A 15,508-nucleotide genomic window follows, 5' to 3' on the forward strand; every position below is an offset into this window, starting at 1 on the left:
CGCTCTACTTCTCGGCGACTCATCGTCTGTAATCAGTAGCTAGCCCCCTCAAACGGCGGGCTGGCGCTCGGTGATAGGCGGCGTGGCTACCTGGCAGCCCACCTCGTTTGGCAAAACCTACGCCGTGTACGGGGAGCTGTTCATCTCTTCTCCATGGCCTGGGCCTGGTAGCTCGACGGGTTCCGGCCCGACTGCTTCGATGTTATTGGGGGCTTACCTGCACGATGCTACTGCTTGTGCTTTAACCGGGCCAACATACGCTTCATTTGGCCAATTTCGCGTTGCTGGGCGCTGATGATGCTGTCGGCCAGCGTACGTACTTCGGGGTCTTGGATGGTAGCGCGCTTACTGACCAGGATGGCAATGGAATGGTGCGGAATCATGGATTCCATAAAGCGCGTGTCATTGACCAGCGCTTGACTGCGCAGCAGGGCCAGCGTACCCAGGAATACGGCCACGCAGCCAGCGGCAATGAGCCGATTTTTGCCCGGTTCCAGGTACATGTGCCGCATAAAGCCCAGCATTAGCAGCCCCATTGCCGACACCATGAGTGTGGTCATGTAGAAGCGGTTGATACTGGGGTAGATATGGTCCCACTCGTAGGTGTTCAGGTACGTGATGACGTGCATGACCACGAAGGAGGCGGCCAGCATCAGGAAAAAGGTGGTATAGCTGCTTTTCTTCATCGGTGCTGGAAATAAAAGCGCCCGGCAAAATGCTGCCGGGCGCGGTAATGAACTAGGTGCCAAGCTTACGCAGCTTGAATCCGGAAACCGGCCTGCTCGACGGCGTGCACTACTTCCTCTGGCGTGAGCGTAGCCGAGGTAATGGTTAGAATCTTACTGGGGTTAGCCGTATCGACCTGCCAGTTGCCGGTTCCGACCTGCTGGTTAAGAGCCGGCGTAACGGCCTTGAGGCAGCCGCCGCAATTGATATTGGTGGTGAAGCGCAGGGTTTTCATGACGAAGTGGGGTGAGGGTACCCGAACCGGGCCCATGGCAATACAACACGCAAAGCGGTGGCCAAAGTGGCCCTCAAAGGGTGTAGAATTGCGCTCCTGGCTTGCATGATTTCCGGCGGCCGTTCGCCACTATCACCAGCCTAGGCCGCTTGCAGCCCCTGGCGGCAGGCTTCTTCGCAGCGGCGGCAGGCTTCGGCGCACGCCTGGCAGTGCGGCATGTGGGTGTGCTGGGCGCACTCGTCGCCGCAGGCCTTGCACACTTCGGCGCACTCGCGCAGCAAATGAGCAGCGTGCTCCGAACCGCGGGCCACTAGCCGGGCCGTCAGGGCGCACACGTCGGCGCAGTCACGGTCGAGGCTGATACAGCGGGCCATCATCTTTACATCGTCTTCCTGCAGGCAAGCGGTAGCGCAGTGCTCGCAGGCGGCAATGCAAGCGTTGAGGGCGTCGAGGAGAGATTGGTTTTGAGCGTGCATGAGTAAAAACGTTAAAGTGGAGCAGGGTAAGCCGCAGCTATTCTTGCTTATACCCGCCGTGCTTGGCCTGGTTTTATATCAATTGCCTCAAGGCTTGCATCATTTAGCGCTGGGGCTTCGGTTTCGGGCTGGAGGCCGACTGCCACCTGCTGGCGGTAGGCTGACGGAGCACACTGCGCAAACCGCCGGAACTGCCCGGAAAAGTGCGCCAGGCTGCCGTAGCCCAGCTGCCGGGCTATGCGCCCGATGTCGAGCCGGGAAGTCGCCAGCAATTCCTGGGCATAGGCCAGCCGTTGGCAGGTGATGTAGCTGAGGAGGCTTTCGTGGCCGGGCAGCTGGGCAAAGGCCGTATGCAGGCGGCGGCGGCTGAGGCCTATTTCCAGGGCCAGGGCGGGAATGAACTCGCGGTGCCGCAGCGTGTTGCCGGATTGCCGCAGCAGCTGGGCCACGGCCAGCTTCACCCGGTCAACCAGCGCCTGCGTGGGGCTTTCCAGCAGGGCAAAGCCAGCCGTGGCCAGCGCCTGGCGAATGCGGGCCCAGTCGAGCTGCTCGGCTGGGCCCATAACCATTGCGGCGCCCAGCCGCACCTCCACTACCTGCAGCCCCAGGCTTTCCAGCTCCCGCCGTACTACCCGAATACCCCGCGCGCAGACCATGTGCTTGATGTAGAGCACACAGCCGGCATCTTCAGGAAGGGTGGATAAGGGAAGCCGCATAGTATCGGATGGGCTAAGCTGCCAGGCGCGATACAAGCCGCCGGAAGGAGCAGAAAAGGAAGTTTTGGGTCGTTTCAAAAGGCGTAACATGGTCCTCGGTCCGGCATCGGATTTTCGTAAATCCGCGTGCTAGCGTCGCTGCCAGCTCCTGCTCGTCGTATTGGTGCACCTCCAGGCCGCTGCACTTCGTGGGGCCCGCCGTCGAGAAAGTGCCAATGGTCAGGTAGCCATTCGGCCGGATAGCCGCCTGAGCCAGGGAGAGGTAACGGGCGATTTGGTCGGCCGTCGTCAGAAAATGGAACGTCGCCCGGTCGTGCCACACATCGAACGGCACGCTGGGGGTAAAGGCCAGCACATCCGATACCACCCACGTTACCTGCTGGGCGCGGGCCCCTAGGCGTCGGCGCGCTTTGGCCAGGGCCGTGGCTGAGATGTCCAGCACGGTAATATTCTGGTAGCCCTCCGCTACTAAAAAGTCCACCAAGCAACTGTCGCCACCGCCCACGTCAATAATCCGGGCCTGCTTGTCAAGTGGGAACGAGTGAATGAATTCCAACGAGATAGCCGGCACGGGTTGGGTCCAGCTAACCTGGTCGGGCTGTTTAGTGGCATACACCGTTTCCCAGTGCTGCTGCGCATTCGACGTGGACATAGTAGTGAGCGTGAAGGGTTGGCTAATAGCTTAATAAGTCCGGCCTACTGGGCTCAGGTCGGCGGGCGGCGTCAGGGGCTGGGCATCCAGCTCCGGCGGGTGGGCCTCGAGGCTGACCTCGTGGTGGCCGCGCTGGTACTGGGCCAGGGCCCTAGCGCCGAAAAGCCAGAACACGACCGGCGTCACCACGATGTCGAGGAAAGTGGAGCTGAGCAGGCCGCCGAGGATGACGGTGGCCACCGGGTAGAGGATTTCCTTGCCCGGCGCGTCTTTGGCCAGCGTGAGCGGCACCAGGGCTAGGGCCGCCACCAGGGCCGTCATCAGCACCGGCACCAGCCGTTCGAGCGAGCCCCGGATAATCATCTCCTTGCTGAACTGCTCCCCTTCGTGCTCCACGAGGTGGATGTAGTGCGAAATCATCATGATGCCGTTGCGCGAGGCAATGCCGGTGAGCGTGATGAAGCCCACCAGCGAGGCAATGCTGAACGTGCCGCCCGTGAGCAGGACCGCCACCACCGAGCCGATGAGGGCCAGCGGAATGTTGAGCATAATCTGGCCCACCAGCAGCCCCGACTTGAAGTGCGCGTACAGCACCAGGAAGATGCCGGCCAGCGAGAATAGGCTCAGCCAAAGTATCTTCTGCGAGGCCGACTGCTGGCTTTCGAACTGCCCGCCGTAGGTCAAGTAGTAGCCCGCCGGCAGCTTCACCTGCTGGTTGATGCGGGCCTGTACTTCCTTCACCGTACTGCCCAGGTCGCGCCCGGCCACGTTCATCGAGATGGTAATGCGGCGCTGGGTGTTTTCGTGGTTGACGGTGTTTGGGCCGGGCTCGTAGCTCACGTCAGCGACCTGACTTACCGGAATCAGGGCCCCCGAGGGCGTTTCGATGCGGGTCTGGGCGATGGTGGCGATGTCGTTGCGCTGGGCTTCGGGCAGCTTTACGATGAGGTCGAAGCGCTTCTGGCCGTCGAGCATCTGCGACACCACGTCGCCCTGAAACAGCGTTTCCAGCGTGGCCACCACCTGGCCGCGCTCCAGACCGTAGGCCCGCAGGGCGGCGTCGCGGGGACGCACCAGCAGCTGCGGAATCTGGACCTGCTTTTCGACCTGCAGGTCTACTACACCAGGCACCGCGCCGGCGGCCGTGCGGATTTCGTTGGCGTAGCGGCGCAATTCCAGCAAATCGTTACCAAATACTTTAATCGCTACCTGCGCCCGCACGCCGCTCAGCAGGTGGTCGAGGCGGTGGCTGATGGGCTGGCCGATATTGACGTTAACGCCCGTAATCAGGGCCAGGCGCTGGCGCAGGTCGGAGAGGATTTCCTCCCGGCTGCGCATCTTTTTTCCCACTTGTTTCAACTCAGCCTCCGTTTTGAAGGCCACCTCGATTTCGGAGTTGTTCACCGACTCAGCGTGCTCGTCCAGCTCGGCGCGGCCGGTGCGGCGGGCCGTGTAGGCCACTTCCGGCAGCTGCAAAATCTGCTCCTCTCCCAGGGTGCTCAGCTTATTGGACTCGGTGAGCGAGGTGCCGGCCGGGGCTGAGAAATTGACCGTGAGCGAGCCCTCGTTGAAGGGCGGCAGAAACTCAGTGCCGAAGAAGGGCACCAGCGAGGCCGCCAGCGCAAACAGCAGCCCGGTGACCGTGAGCACTACTTTCGGGTGGGTCAGGCCCCAGTTGAGCAGGCCCGTGTCCTTGCGCTTGAGCCAGCGCACGAGGCCACCCTCCTGCTCGGCGGCCCGAATCTGCTTCATCTGGGGCAGCAGGTAGTAGCACAGTACCGGCGTCACGGTGAGCGACACGAACAGCGAGGCCACGATGCTGGTGATGTAGGCGATGCCCAGCGGCGCGAAAATGCGCCCCTCCATGCCTTCGAGCGCGAACAGCGGTAGGAACACCAGCACCACGATGATGGTGGCGTACACGATAGAATTACGCACTTCCGAGGAGGCCGCGTAAATCACCTGTAAGGCTGGCCTAGGGTTGGGCAAATGCTGATTTTCACGCAGTCGCCGGAACACGTTTTCCACGTCCACAATGGCGTCATCGACCAGCTCGCCGATGGCGATGGCTAGCCCCCCTAGGGTCATAGTATTGATGGAAATGCCCGCGAAGCGGAACACCAGCGCCGTGACCAGTAGCGATAGTGGGATGGCCACCAGCGAAATAAAGGTGGTACGCACGTTCAGCAGAAAGGCAAACAGCACGATGACCACCAGGATGGCCCCGTCGCGCAGGGCCTCTTCGACGTTGGTAATCGACGACTCGATGAAGTCGGCCTGCTTGAACAGGCGGGTGTTCACCTGCACATCCTTGGGCAGCGAGGGCTTCAACTCGACCAGTGCTTTTTCCACGGCCTGGGTCAGGCCCACGGTGGCGGTGCCGGGCTGCTTTTCGATGCTCAGAATGACGGCGGGCTTGCCGTTTACGCTACCGTCGCCGCGCTTGAAGCGGGCCCCGAAGGCCACGTTGGCTACCTGCTTGACGCTGATGGGCGAGCCCTCGCGGTAGCCGACGATGATGTTCTCGATGTCAGCCACCGAGCGCAGGCGGCCCAGGTTGCGAATGAGTACCTCCGAGCCGTTGCGGTCGAAGAAGTTGCCGGTGGTGTTGAGGTTGGAGCGGCGCAGCGCCTCCTCTACCTGCGTCACCGTCAGGCCCGTGGCGTTCAGCCGGGGCATGTCCAGCAGCACCTGGTACTGTAGGTTATCACCGCCGATGGGAATGACCTGCGCCACGCCGGGAATGCTGAGCAGGCGCTGGCGCACGGTGTAATTGGCCAGCGTGCGCAGGTCGGCCGCGTTGGTCTGGCTGCCCCCCGAGAGGCCCACCAGCATTATCTGGCCCATGACCGAGGAAATTGGCCCCAGCACGGGCGTGATGCCGGTGGGCAGCTGCCCGCTGACGGTTTGCAGCTTTTCGGCCACAATCTGGCGGGCGGTGAAGATGTCGGTACCGTAGTCGAACTCCACGAATACCATGCCCAGGCCGATGGCCGAGTTGGAGCGCACGGCCGCCACGCCGGTGGCCCCGTTCAGGGCCGTTTCCACGGGCAGCGTCACCAGGGCCTCTACTTCTTCGGGGGCCATGCCGGCGGCCTCCAGGAACACGGTCACGCGGGGTCGGTCCAGGTCGGGCAGCACGTCCACGGGCAGCTGGCGCGCCGTGTAGGTGCCGGCGATGAGCAGGCCCACGGCAAAGGCCAGCATGAGCAGGCGGTTTTGCAGGGCAAAACGAATGATTTTATCGAGCATCCGCTATTGGTTGAGGTAGATGGATTTGAGCTGGTAGGTGCCCACGCTCACCACCCGGTCGTTCTCGTTCACGTCGCCACCCAGCAGCACCGTCTGCTCGCCGTTGGCCGAACCCGGCTGCACGTAGTGGATTTTAAAGGTTTCGGGGTCGGTGTGCACGAAGACCACCGGCTTGCCATTCAAATCGGTCAGGGCCGAGGTAGGAATGACCAGCTGCTTCTTGCCGCCGCTGCGGCCCAGCACCTGCACGTTCACGGCCTGACCGGCGCGGAACAGGTTGGTGCCCGTGTTGTCGAGTTCAAGTACTAATTGGCGGGCCTGGTTCACCGGGTTCACCACGTTGCTGAATACCACCAGCCGGGCCGGGGCGCTGCCGGTCTGCCCCTGCAGGCCTTCGACCTGAAACTGGGCCCCGGCCGGAATCTTGTCCAAATCCTGGGCGAACACCTGGGCTTCGACCCGCAGCTTGCCGGGGTTGAGCACCCGGAATAGCTCGTCGCCCTGGCTCACCTGCTGGCCCACGGCGAGGGTAAACACGTCCACCGTGCCGCTGATGGGCGAGGTAATCGTGACGCGGCGGGTGCGGGCCTGCCCGTTGAGAATGCCGGCGTTCTGACGGGCCTGGCGTAGGCGCAGCTCGGCGGCCACTACGTCCTTGCGGGCGGCGATGTCGGCGATGGTTTGCAGGCGGGCGTAGTCCTGCTGGGCGGCGCGCAGCTCGGCCTGGGCGTTGGCCCGCTCGGTGCTGAGGCCAATCTGCTGGGTGGCGTCGAGCGTCTGGTCGATGACGGCCAGGGCCTGCCCGGCGCGCACCACTTGGCCCACTTTGGCCGCCAGACTCACGATGCGCCCGGTCTGGGGCACTACTACCCGGCCCTCACCGCCCGCCGCCGCCGATACGGTACCGTAGAGCGTGAGGCGGTTGTAGGTGTCGGAGTAGCCGGCCAGGGCCGTGCGCACCCCAAACAGGAACTGGCTTTCCTTGGGCAGAGCTACGGCATCGGTCAGGGCCACACCGGTCGAAGCCGGTGCGGCTCCGCCGTGGTCTTCGCCGCCGTGGGCCCACAGCGCGGCGGGCGGGGGCAGCAGCACGGAAAAGGATAGGCTGAGGGCGGCCGTGGCGGCGAGAAACTTATGCGTGGTTTTCATAAACAGCGGGCGTTGAAGTGGGGACGGCCGCTACTGGGCGACGGCGGCGCATAACCAAAGCGGTGGCGGCGATGCCCAGCGCGAAGGCTCCGAAGAGGAGCAGCACGGTTTTCCAGGAGCTGATGAGGGCGGGAGCCGAGGCGGCCGGGGCCGCCGCCACGGGCAGCAGCTTGCCGACCTCGATGCCCGAGAGCAGCATCAAATCGGCCTTGTCGCCGGCCACGATGTTCACGGCCAGGCTGTATTTCTTATTGGCCGGAAACACGCCCTCGACCAGGTAGGCCCCCGGCGACTTTTCGCTGACGGCAAACTTCAGGTCGGCCGCTTCCGGGCAGGTCACGGTCAGCTTAGCCCCCTTGATGGGCGCGTTGGTGGCGTAGTCCGAAATGAAAAGGCGCATGTCCGCGTCTTTGCCCTTGGTCAGGGGCTCGAAGCGCAGCAGCAGCTCAAAGCTCTCGGAGAGCGCGGCCACCGAAAACGTGGTAGCCACCGCCCCGGCCGAGGGCTTGGCCGCGTCGCCGTGGTCTTCGCCGCCGTGGGCGCGGGCTCCGGTGGCCAGCAGCAGGGCCAGCAAAAGCAGGAGAAGGTTCTTCATTATTGTCCCCGCAGGTAGTTAAGTGCCACGATGGCCTGACGGTAGTCGCGGATGGTCGTCAGGTAGGTATTCTGAATGGTAAAGGCCTGGTTGAGGCTCTGAATCAGCACCAGGTAGCTGATTTCGCCGGCCTTGAACAGGCGCTGCGACTGGCTGATGATGGCCCGCGACTGGGGCAGGCCCGTCTGCTCGTAGTAGGTGAGCGATGCGGCAAACTTGCGCGTGTCGGCCAGGGCTTGCTGGTACTGGGTGCCCAGGTCGAGGCGCTGCACTTGCAGCTGGGCCTGGGCGGCCTTGCTGCGCGCCGTGGCCGCTTGCAGCTGGGCGCGGTAGGTCCAGAACCAGATGGGTATCGACGCGCCAAACTGGAAGCGGTACCGGGTGGGCGAGTCGCCGTAAGCCTGGTTCTGGTAGCCTACCGTCAGGGCCGGGGTGCGCCGGGCGCGCACCAGGCTGATGCCCGACTGGCTCAGGGCCACGCTCTGGCCGTAGTAGGCCAGGGTGGGGCTCAGGGCCACGGCGGCGCTGTCCTGGGTGGGCAGCGTGCCCAGCAGCTCCGCACCAGCGCGGGCCAGCTCGGGGCCGGTCTGGCGCAGGTCGGTGTCGGCCGTCAGGTTGGCCTCGGGCGCTCCTACTAAGAGCCCCAGCCGCCGCTGGGCCGAGCGCTGGTCTACCACGGCCTGGTCGAGCTGGTTGCGCACCTGCCGGGCTTCGGCCTCGGTGCTCACCCGCTGCAAGGCCGTTACCTCGCCGGCCTTAAACAGGCGGTCGGTGGCCACTTGCAGCGTCTGAAACAGGCTGTCCTGGTAGGTAAGCTGGCGCACCTGGGCTTCCGCAAATTGCAGGCTCAAAAAGGCCTGGCGCACATCGCGGCGCACGGTGGCCCGGTTCACGTCGAGGCCCCGCTCGGCCAGGGTGATGCCGGCCTGCGCGGCCTGCGCCTGCCGGCGGTACACGGTGGGGAAGTCGATGGTTTGCACCACGCCCGGCGCCCACCGCTCGCCCGTGGGCGCGGAAAACAGAAAGTCTGGGTTGGTGGGCGAAAAGCTGCCGCGCTTCAGGGCGCGCTGCTCCGCGATTTCCTGCGCCGACTGGCGCAGGCGCGGGTGCCGGCGCAGGGCCTGCTGCTCGGCGCTATCCAGGCGCACCACGACCTGCTGCGCGCCCGCCGGCCCGGCCGCCAGCAACAACAGCAGCAGCAAGAGCCCGGGCAGGCGATGGAAAATGGGAAGGTGATTCATAAGCATTGGTTAGGCCGCTTGTCCCCTCCGCCGGCAGCGGCCAGCGGAGGGGAGCGGTACACAGGGGCGGCCCGAACGCGGACCACCAGCAGCTAGGATTTCTTGACCAGCGCCATGCCGCACTGCGGGCATTTGCCGGGCTCGGTGGCGGCTACTGCCGGGTGCATGGGGCAGGCGAAGGCCGCGCCCACCGTCTTGTGGGAATGGGCCTCGTCCAGTTTGTCGAAGCGCACGGTCAGGGCTTTGCCGTCCGCCGTGTTCAGCGTCACGATGGCCGTGCGCACCTTGGCCCCGGCGGGCAGCTTAGCCGTGAGGTGGTCCTCACCGGCCGGGGCGAGCGGCACGGTTACGGTCGCGTTGGTAGTCAGCTGCACCAGCACCGAGCCACTCATGCCCTTGTTGGGCACGGCGCTCATCTTGGCTCCAAGCAGGTAGAAAGCCAGCTCGGTGGGCTGGGCGACCAGTTCGAGGTGGTAGGGGCTGGCCGAGCGCACCACGCCGCCGTGGGGGGCGACGTGGGCGTGGGTTTCACCCGCCGCCATCTCAGCGTGCTGGGCGTGGGCAAGGGGCGCGGCGGCCAGCAGGGCCAGCGCGGCGAGGAAGGTGCGAAGCATTGGGAAGGGCTGAGCTAGAGGGGGTAGGAGCAGGATTAAGCCTTTTTCAGGTCCATGCCGCACTTCGGGCACTTGCCGGGCGCGTCGCCCTGGCCGCCGTCGTTCATCGGGCACACGTAGGCGGCTGCGTTCGTCTTCATTTTGCCCTCGTTCTTGGTGTGCCAGTCCTTGAACTGCTGGATTTCCTTCTGCTGGGCATCAATCATCATTTTGGCCATCTCCTTGAGCTTGGTATCCTTACCGTGGGCCAGCTCGGCTTTGGCCATGTCCACGGCGCTCTGGTGGTGCACCGTCATCATCATGTTGAAGTTCATGTCCGGGTCGGCCACCAGCTGGGGCATGTTTTTCATCATGCCATCCATCGAGGCCTTCATCTGGGCAGTGAAGGGGTCGGCCGGGTCCTGGGGCTTGTAGTTGGTCGGGGCCGAGTCCAGGCGCTCGGCGATGGGCTCCATCTCGCCGATTTCCTTCTGCTGGTCGGCCTTGATTTTTTCGGCCATCTGGCGCATGGTGGCGTCCTTGCCGTCGCGCAGCTCGATGTCGGCCATGGCCACCGCCCCCTTGTGGTGCTCCAGCATCATGTGGGCAAAGTCGTGGTCGGTGTTGCCCTTCATCTTCATGGCATTCATCTTGGCCATCATGTCGTTCATGGACGCCATCAGGGGCGAGGTGCCGGCCGCGCCATCCGCCATTTTGGAGTGGTCCATGCCGGCCATATCGCCAGCGGCAGCAGCGGTATCGGCCTTGGCCGAACTTGTTTCGGTGGCCGTGGTATCAGCTGATTTGTCAGCGTTGCAGCTGCCCAGCAGCAGGGTGCCCGAGCACAGGGCGGCGAGGAAAAAAGCGGACTTGTTCATGGGGTTTGGGTAAGAGTTGGAGGTGAAAAAAGGGGGGGTGACGATGCCGGTTAGGCCTGCACGTTGATGGTGAAATTGCCGGTGTGAATCTGCCCGCCGTGGTTGAATTGCAGGAACACGCGGTAGAGGCCAGGCTTTTCGAAGTTGGTATTGAAGCCGATGACGGGGCCCTTGTCGGCCTGGTCGTTGGGGTGCACGTGCAGATAGCGCTCGGTGTCTTCGCTGATGACCACGACGTGGCCCAGCGCCCCGAGGTACTTGTCGAGGTCGGTCACGGGCTGGCCGTTCTGGCTGAGCGTGATTTTCATGCCCAGCAGCTGGCCCACCTTCAGCGCCTTGTCAAAGGAGAGGGTGGCCTGGTAGCCGTCCTGGCTCCACTGCATCTGGTCTTTGCTGAACTTGACGGGCGTGTACTTGGGGCCCTGCACGCTCACCACTTGGCGGCCGAGCTGGTGGCCGCTGCCAGCGGGCGTGTAGTCCTGAAACAGCACGTAGTCGCCGCCCTTGGGGAAGGTGAACGCGGCCTTGTAGTTGCCAGCGGCCGTGAACTCGGGGTGCTCGTGGTCGAACACCGAGAGGTCCTTGCGCACGATGATGAGGTGGATTTTCTTCTCGTGCACCACGGCCAGCGGTACCGGGGCCTTTTCATTGCCGAGTTCCTGCGGGGTGTAGGTGAGCGTCGCCGGCTGGCCGGCCACCAGCTGCATGGGCTGGGGCTCGAACTTCATCTGGTAGCTTTTGCCGTTGCTTACCTGGTCGTTGTGCACCAGCTCCATGCCGCACTTGGGGCACTTCTCGCCGGGCTTGGTACTGGTCACCTCCGGGTGCATGGGGCAGGCATAGGTGTGGCCCCCGGCGTGGGCGGCGGTGCTGTCGGGCGCGGTGCCGGTGGGCGTGGTAACGGTGTTGGTGGCGCTGCTGCTGGACGATTCGGAGGAGCAGCCGGCAACGGTGAAAGCGCTGGCAGCGGCCAGCAGCGGAACAAAAAAGCGGGTCATGAAAACGGGGATGGGATGGGAGATACTGGCCTGAATGGACCAGGAGCCTACGCCTGCCACTGCTGCCAGAGCACGAAGCCCAGCGCGGCAGCCAGCCCGGCGTAGAGCAGGTAGGACAGCCAGCGACGGCCCGGCCCACGGGGGGGCGGCGCGCCGGCCTCCTGACAGCAACTCTTCATTGCGGGGGAGGAAAAACCAGGAAAATGGGGGGAGGGGGCGCGGCCTAGCCACGCGGACGAGCAAACGAAAAAGCCCGCCCCGGACATAGCGTAGCTATGCCGGCGCGAGCCTTAGCGCGTCGGAAGAATCAGACAGTCAGCGACTGAATGAAAATGCGGATATCGGGTATTTTGGGCTTGAGGTGCCGGGGGGGAACTAGGGCAACCGTGGCCGTGCGGTCCCACTTGCCAGCCAGGGGCCGAAAATGAAACTCGATTGCCGCCGGCAGCACGGCCGGGGCAGGGATAAGCAGGTGCTTTTGAGCGGGCGTCGTCAGCGACGAGAGCAGCGAAGCCGACTTGTCCTTGCAGCAGTCGTGGCTGCGAGGCGACTTGGCCGGGTGGCCATCGTGCTTGGCCTGGTGCTCGGCTACCGCGCCGTGCCCGTGGCAGCCGGGGTGCGCCGGCTTCTGGGCTTCATGGTGGCCCATGGCCGCCATCGGCGGTGCCAGCAAGGTAGGATTTACCGTCGCGCACCAGCACTGCCCCACGAACACGTTGACGAAGACGAGCAGGAAGCTCGTCGCCAGCAAACGGCGGAAGGGGTACAGGCTACGGAACATAACGGGCGCTAAGCAGCCGCAAAATTAGGTTTTCTCCCGAGAGGAAATGGGCTGCTTTCTTACCCGCGAAGCCGCGAAAGGGTTCCGGCAGCTAGGTCCAGCTTGTGGAGATGCAGAGGTAAAAAGGCCTCCGTGAGTGCCCTAGGGCGTTTTGCTGAAGCAGCCGCCAAGCGTCGGGTAAGGGCTCAGTGCAAAATTATGCAAGTATGTAGCGTGATTTTATAAGCGCGTCGCTGGTAACTGCCTGATAATACCGCATGGCTTCGAAAATAAATTTTGGCCTTTTTCCAAGCGGTGGGGTGGATTTCGTATTCATTGGTGAGCGGGGTTATTAGGACCTGATTCTTGGTGCCCCAATCAATAACTTTATTTTTACCCCTTTTACCTATGGCAACTACGCCAAAAATGCTGGGGCTTTTACAAGAGAAAGCCCAAAGACTTGGTATCGCTACCGATGCGATACTGCAATCAACCATCCAGTTCTACTGGTACAACGCCGACGACCAGTTTGAGGCGCTCGGCAGCGGCGTGCTGCTGACCGTTGAGAGCCGCTACTTCGTGGCCACGGCCGCCCACGTCATGAAGGGTGCTACCGCCAACACCTACGTGGTGCTGGGGAGCTACGAAGTGAAGCTGGCCGGCCGGTGGTGCTCCACGGGCACCGTCGTCAATGACCTGGCCGTGCTGGAGCTGAGCGACGCGCCGCAAATAGCGGAGTTGCAGCAGGCCTACCGATTCCTGACGTTGGATGACCTGACCCTGAAGCTGGAAAGCCTTACCGGCAACTACCTGCTGGTGGGCTATCCGGCCACCAAGACCAGGGTCTATGGCGGCGGGGTGCATCCGAAGCCCTATTTTCTGCAAGCGCCGGAGGCAACCGACTTCAACCTTGCTAGCAAAAGCCTACAACGCGCCGCTCATCTCGTGCTCAACGCTACGGGCCTGGTAGTGTCTGCTACCAACCCCGACCCTCACAAAACCCCGGAGTTGGAAGGCGTCAGCGGCGGCGGCGTGTGGGATACCGGCAACTACCTGCTGCGCGACCCGGCCCAGGAGAAAAAGCTGGCGGGCATCATCACCGAGGAAGTGAAGAGTGGCCGTGGCCGCCGGCGTCACCTGCTGGTTACGCGCACGGCGGTGCTATTGGAGTTCATGCGCCAAGCCTTCAGTTTAGGCATCCCGGCATCCGCGACGATTAAGACCCGGCAGAGCCGAGTGGTCGCTCCGTAACCGGCGCGCCCGAAGCACCGCAGGCCGGGGCTGGGCAGCAGGGCAATCGCCCCGCTGCCCAGCCCCGGCCGCTTTGTGAAAGGGGTAGCGACTAATTGGTCGGTACTGCCCAGTAGGCTTTGGCGAAGTCTACGATGCGCTGTTTGCGGGCCAGAATCTGCGGCTCCTCCCACTGGCCTGCCGCTTGCAAGACGTTCGCGATTTCTCGGTCGGCCAGGTAGGTTGAGTTGGCGAAAATGGGAATGCAGTGCTGCGGCAGCTTGTTCTGCTTGCTGGCATTGGGGCCGAGCATGAGCAGTGCCAGATTACCTAAGTTGTGCAGGCGCGTCTTGCTGAACTCTTCTGGGTACATAGTGTCGTGGGGATGCTGCGGCGTGATGTGGTCCAGGGTGCCCTCCCAGCGCGCTACCTGCCACACGTTGAGAAAGTCGGCCCCTGAAACCGGCATGCTGTTGGGTGAGCTGCGTCGCAGCCAGTTCTCATACTGCCACAGGAGGTAGCGGGTCACCCGGTCGTAGTGATGGTCGCCGTCGAGCCGGTCGTGAAAATTCTGCGTGAAGGTCCACCACCACCGGAAGCCATTCTGCGCCTGCTCGCGCAGTGTCTGGCTTAGCTCGTCGGGTTTGCCCTGGTAGTGCTTGGCCAGGCTGTGAAACTCGTGGGTGCGGTAGTCGCCGGTCGAGAATTCGAGCTTGAAACTCACGATTTCCATGAGCCGGTACAGGCGCTCACACAGCCCCTGGTCGCGCCCGTGCTGCCGCTGAATTTTCAGAATGAGGGGCCAGTTGTCTTCGCCGCGCAGAAAGAGCAGGCCGGTGACGTGGCTATGCCCGGCCGCCTGCCGGGTCACTTCCCGCACCGTCAGGAATGACTGCCGCAGGCTATTGCAGTAATCGGTAATCCAGGCAGATTTGGCGGCGGGCACGGCAGCCCGCAGCCCTGCCTTAAAGTTTTCAAAGGCATCTTCCCAACTCGCTCCGAAGGCAATATTGTGGTAGCGCAGTACAGTGTCTTCGCCCAGGTCAATTTCTTCGGTGAGGGTGTAGATGTCAGCGAAAATGCGCTCCACGTGGTCAATCGTATGGGAGGCCTGGGCCGTGGCATCATCCAGATAGGCTCGGTGCATCAGGTAGGCCTTCAGCTTTTCGAGCGTGGTGAGCTTGGCCCCCCGGTCGTTCTGAAAAGCAAAAATCTGCGTCGCCCGCACCTTGTCGGATTCCTCGAAAGCTGAGACGCTGGCCGTTGCCAGCAGCTGCGCCCAGCGCAACAGGGTGGCCGTTTCGGGCTCCGCTGCCAACGCTTTTTGAAATACTTGTCGGGCGTTGAGAAGCCGCTTCTGCGACTGCCGGCCCGGGTCGGGCTCGGCATCAGGCTGCCGCTCGATAAAAGCCCGCCGGAAAAAATCGTCGTCTACGGCCACTGTTCGGAATCGGCGCAGCCCTCGCCGTAGCAAGTAGCGCTCTTCCCAGCGCCACATATCTACCGAGCCGCCATCTAAATCGACCAGCGTTTCACCGTTGGCTTTCCGCCCTTCCAACTCCCCAATCAGGCAGCTAAAAAACATGGCCACCGTCGTCAGCCGCTGCTGCCCATCGATGACGTAGTAGTGGCGCTTCGTAACGTCTGGCCGTTCCAGCAGAAAGTGGCCCAGGTAATAATCCTTGCCCGCCGGCTGCTCGCGCAGGTCGGTCAGCAGTTGGTCTAACTGCTTGTCAGCCCATGCGTAGGCTCGCTGGTACTGTGGGATTTCATAGGTCGCATCATCGCTGGCAAAAAGGTCCTCGAATTTGGTAAGGTTCAGCATTAGCTAGGCAGGGCGCAGGGTGTTTTGGGTGAAGCGTGAAGGTAAAGAGCCGGCTGTTCTCCGGCTGGTGCGCGGGGACGGTATAACCGTCAAATTATGCAATTCTGCGGCGGTATTTAGTACCAACTTCGCGTTTCGGTAGCCGTTCCTTTGTAGCGTGATTATGGGTCTTCGCCAGTTGG

General features: G+C 63.1%; 16 protein-coding genes. 1 reads left to right on the top strand and 15 read right to left on the bottom strand.

From position 1 onward, the window contains the following. Nucleotides 1–227: 227 nt before the first annotated feature. From FNT36_RS24510 to FNT36_RS24570, 14 genes are all read right to left on the bottom strand, one after another. A complete protein-coding gene (locus FNT36_RS24510) occupies nt 228–686 on the bottom strand; it encodes a DUF305 domain-containing protein (protein ID WP_144853241.1) in 459 nt (152 codons plus the stop codon). 65 nt (nt 687–751) lie between these two features. Then, nucleotides 752–961: a heavy-metal-associated domain-containing protein gene (locus FNT36_RS24515; protein WP_144853242.1), complete on the bottom strand. Its 210-nt coding sequence runs from the start codon at nt 959–961 to the stop codon at nt 752–754. 140 nt (nt 962–1,101) lie between these two features. Further along, on the bottom strand, nt 1,102–1,437 hold the full coding sequence (locus FNT36_RS24520; protein ID WP_144853244.1) for a four-helix bundle copper-binding protein: 336 nt from the start codon (nt 1,435–1,437) through the stop codon (nt 1,102–1,104). 47 nt (nt 1,438–1,484) lie between these two features. After that, nucleotides 1,485–2,153, bottom strand: a complete 669-nt coding sequence (locus tag FNT36_RS24525; RefSeq protein ID WP_198172997.1) for a helix-turn-helix transcriptional regulator — start codon at nt 2,151–2,153, stop codon at nt 1,485–1,487. A 13-nt stretch (nt 2,154–2,166) separates the two neighbouring features. Continuing rightward, a complete protein-coding gene (locus tag FNT36_RS24530; RefSeq protein ID WP_144853249.1) occupies nt 2,167–2,805 on the bottom strand; it encodes a class I SAM-dependent methyltransferase in 639 nt (212 codons plus the stop codon). Between the two features lie 30 nt (nt 2,806–2,835). Continuing rightward, nucleotides 2,836–6,057, bottom strand: coding sequence for an efflux RND transporter permease subunit (locus FNT36_RS24535; protein ID WP_144853251.1), 3,222 nt, complete (start codon nt 6,055–6,057; stop codon nt 2,836–2,838). A 3-nt stretch (nt 6,058–6,060) separates the two neighbouring features. Then, nucleotides 6,061–7,206, bottom strand: a complete 1,146-nt coding sequence (locus tag FNT36_RS24540; RefSeq protein ID WP_144853253.1) for an efflux RND transporter periplasmic adaptor subunit — start codon at nt 7,204–7,206, stop codon at nt 6,061–6,063. Next, nucleotides 7,190–7,801, bottom strand: coding sequence for a hypothetical protein (locus FNT36_RS24545; protein WP_144853255.1), 612 nt, complete (start codon nt 7,799–7,801; stop codon nt 7,190–7,192). The genes FNT36_RS24540 and FNT36_RS24545 overlap by 17 nt, the downstream gene beginning before the upstream one ends. Continuing rightward, nucleotides 7,801–9,042, bottom strand: a complete 1,242-nt coding sequence (locus FNT36_RS24550; protein ID WP_233636206.1) for a TolC family protein — start codon at nt 9,040–9,042, stop codon at nt 7,801–7,803. The genes FNT36_RS24545 and FNT36_RS24550 overlap by 1 nt, the downstream gene beginning before the upstream one ends. Nucleotides 9,043–9,134: 92 nt before the next feature. Next, a complete protein-coding gene (locus FNT36_RS24555) occupies nt 9,135–9,656 on the bottom strand; it encodes a heavy metal-binding domain-containing protein (protein ID WP_144853259.1) in 522 nt (173 codons plus the stop codon). 35 nt (nt 9,657–9,691) lie between these two features. After that, the gene (locus tag FNT36_RS24560) at nt 9,692–10,513 is read right to left on the bottom strand and encodes a DUF305 domain-containing protein (RefSeq protein WP_144853261.1); all 822 of its coding nucleotides are present in this window, start codon (nt 10,511–10,513) and stop codon (nt 9,692–9,694) included. 50 nt (nt 10,514–10,563) lie between these two features. Beyond that, entirely contained in the window at nt 10,564–11,511 is a 948-nt protein-coding gene (locus tag FNT36_RS24565; protein WP_233636207.1) for a heavy metal-binding domain-containing protein, read from the bottom strand. A 47-nt stretch (nt 11,512–11,558) separates the two neighbouring features. Beyond that, entirely contained in the window at nt 11,559–11,690 is a 132-nt protein-coding gene (locus tag FNT36_RS25880) for a hypothetical protein (RefSeq protein ID WP_262386163.1), read from the bottom strand. 128 nt (nt 11,691–11,818) lie between these two features. After that, nucleotides 11,819–12,292, bottom strand: coding sequence for a hypothetical protein (locus FNT36_RS24570; protein WP_144853265.1), 474 nt, complete (start codon nt 12,290–12,292; stop codon nt 11,819–11,821). Nucleotides 12,293–12,679: 387 nt separating this feature from the next. On the opposite strand from FNT36_RS24570, the gene FNT36_RS24575 reads away from it, so the two are divergent. Then, nucleotides 12,680–13,522: a hypothetical protein gene (locus FNT36_RS24575; protein WP_144853267.1), complete on the top strand. Its 843-nt coding sequence runs from the start codon at nt 12,680–12,682 to the stop codon at nt 13,520–13,522. A gap of 91 nt (nt 13,523–13,613) precedes the next feature. Here FNT36_RS24575 and FNT36_RS24580 read toward each other — a convergent pair whose 3' ends face one another. Next, the gene (locus tag FNT36_RS24580) at nt 13,614–15,326 is read right to left on the bottom strand and encodes a DUF262 domain-containing protein (RefSeq protein ID WP_144853269.1); all 1,713 of its coding nucleotides are present in this window, start codon (nt 15,324–15,326) and stop codon (nt 13,614–13,616) included. Nucleotides 15,327–15,508 lie beyond the last annotated feature (182 nt).

This window comes from Hymenobacter setariae (assembly GCF_007713685.1).
Classification (GTDB): domain Bacteria; phylum Bacteroidota; class Bacteroidia; order Cytophagales; family Hymenobacteraceae; genus Hymenobacter; species Hymenobacter setariae.

Excerpts from the sequence above, each read along its gene's own strand:
- FNT36_RS24510 (WP_144853241.1), bottom strand. The coding sequence starts at position 686 with ATGAAGAAAAGCAGCTATACCACCTTTTTCCTGATGCTGGCCGCCTCC.
- FNT36_RS24515 (WP_144853242.1), bottom strand. The coding sequence starts at position 961 with ATGAAAACCCTGCGCTTCACCACCAATATCAATTGCGGCGGCTGCCTC.
- FNT36_RS24520 (WP_144853244.1), bottom strand. The coding sequence starts at position 1,437 with ATGCACGCTCAAAACCAATCTCTCCTCGACGCCCTCAACGCTTGCATT.
- FNT36_RS24525 (WP_198172997.1), bottom strand. The coding sequence starts at position 2,153 with ATGCGGCTTCCCTTATCCACCCTTCCTGAAGATGCCGGCTGTGTGCTC.
- FNT36_RS24530 (WP_144853249.1), bottom strand. The coding sequence starts at position 2,805 with ATGTCCACGTCGAATGCGCAGCAGCACTGGGAAACGGTGTATGCCACT.
- FNT36_RS24535 (WP_144853251.1), bottom strand. The coding sequence starts at position 6,057 with ATGCTCGATAAAATCATTCGTTTTGCCCTGCAAAACCGCCTGCTCATG.
- FNT36_RS24540 (WP_144853253.1), bottom strand. The coding sequence starts at position 7,206 with ATGAAAACCACGCATAAGTTTCTCGCCGCCACGGCCGCCCTCAGCCTA.
- FNT36_RS24545 (WP_144853255.1), bottom strand. The coding sequence starts at position 7,801 with ATGAAGAACCTTCTCCTGCTTTTGCTGGCCCTGCTGCTGGCCACCGGA.
- FNT36_RS24550 (WP_233636206.1), bottom strand. The coding sequence starts at position 9,042 with ATGAATCACCTTCCCATTTTCCATCGCCTGCCCGGGCTCTTGCTGCTG.
- FNT36_RS24555 (WP_144853259.1), bottom strand. The coding sequence starts at position 9,656 with ATGCTTCGCACCTTCCTCGCCGCGCTGGCCCTGCTGGCCGCCGCGCCC.
- FNT36_RS24560 (WP_144853261.1), bottom strand. The coding sequence starts at position 10,513 with ATGAACAAGTCCGCTTTTTTCCTCGCCGCCCTGTGCTCGGGCACCCTG.
- FNT36_RS24565 (WP_233636207.1), bottom strand. The coding sequence starts at position 11,511 with ATGACCCGCTTTTTTGTTCCGCTGCTGGCCGCTGCCAGCGCTTTCACC.
- FNT36_RS25880 (WP_262386163.1), bottom strand. The coding sequence starts at position 11,690 with ATGAAGAGTTGCTGTCAGGAGGCCGGCGCGCCGCCCCCCCGTGGGCCG.
- FNT36_RS24570 (WP_144853265.1), bottom strand. The coding sequence starts at position 12,292 with ATGTTCCGTAGCCTGTACCCCTTCCGCCGTTTGCTGGCGACGAGCTTC.
- FNT36_RS24575 (WP_144853267.1), top strand. The coding sequence starts at position 12,680 with ATGGCAACTACGCCAAAAATGCTGGGGCTTTTACAAGAGAAAGCCCAA.
- FNT36_RS24580 (WP_144853269.1), bottom strand. The coding sequence starts at position 15,326 with ATGCTGAACCTTACCAAATTCGAGGACCTTTTTGCCAGCGATGATGCG.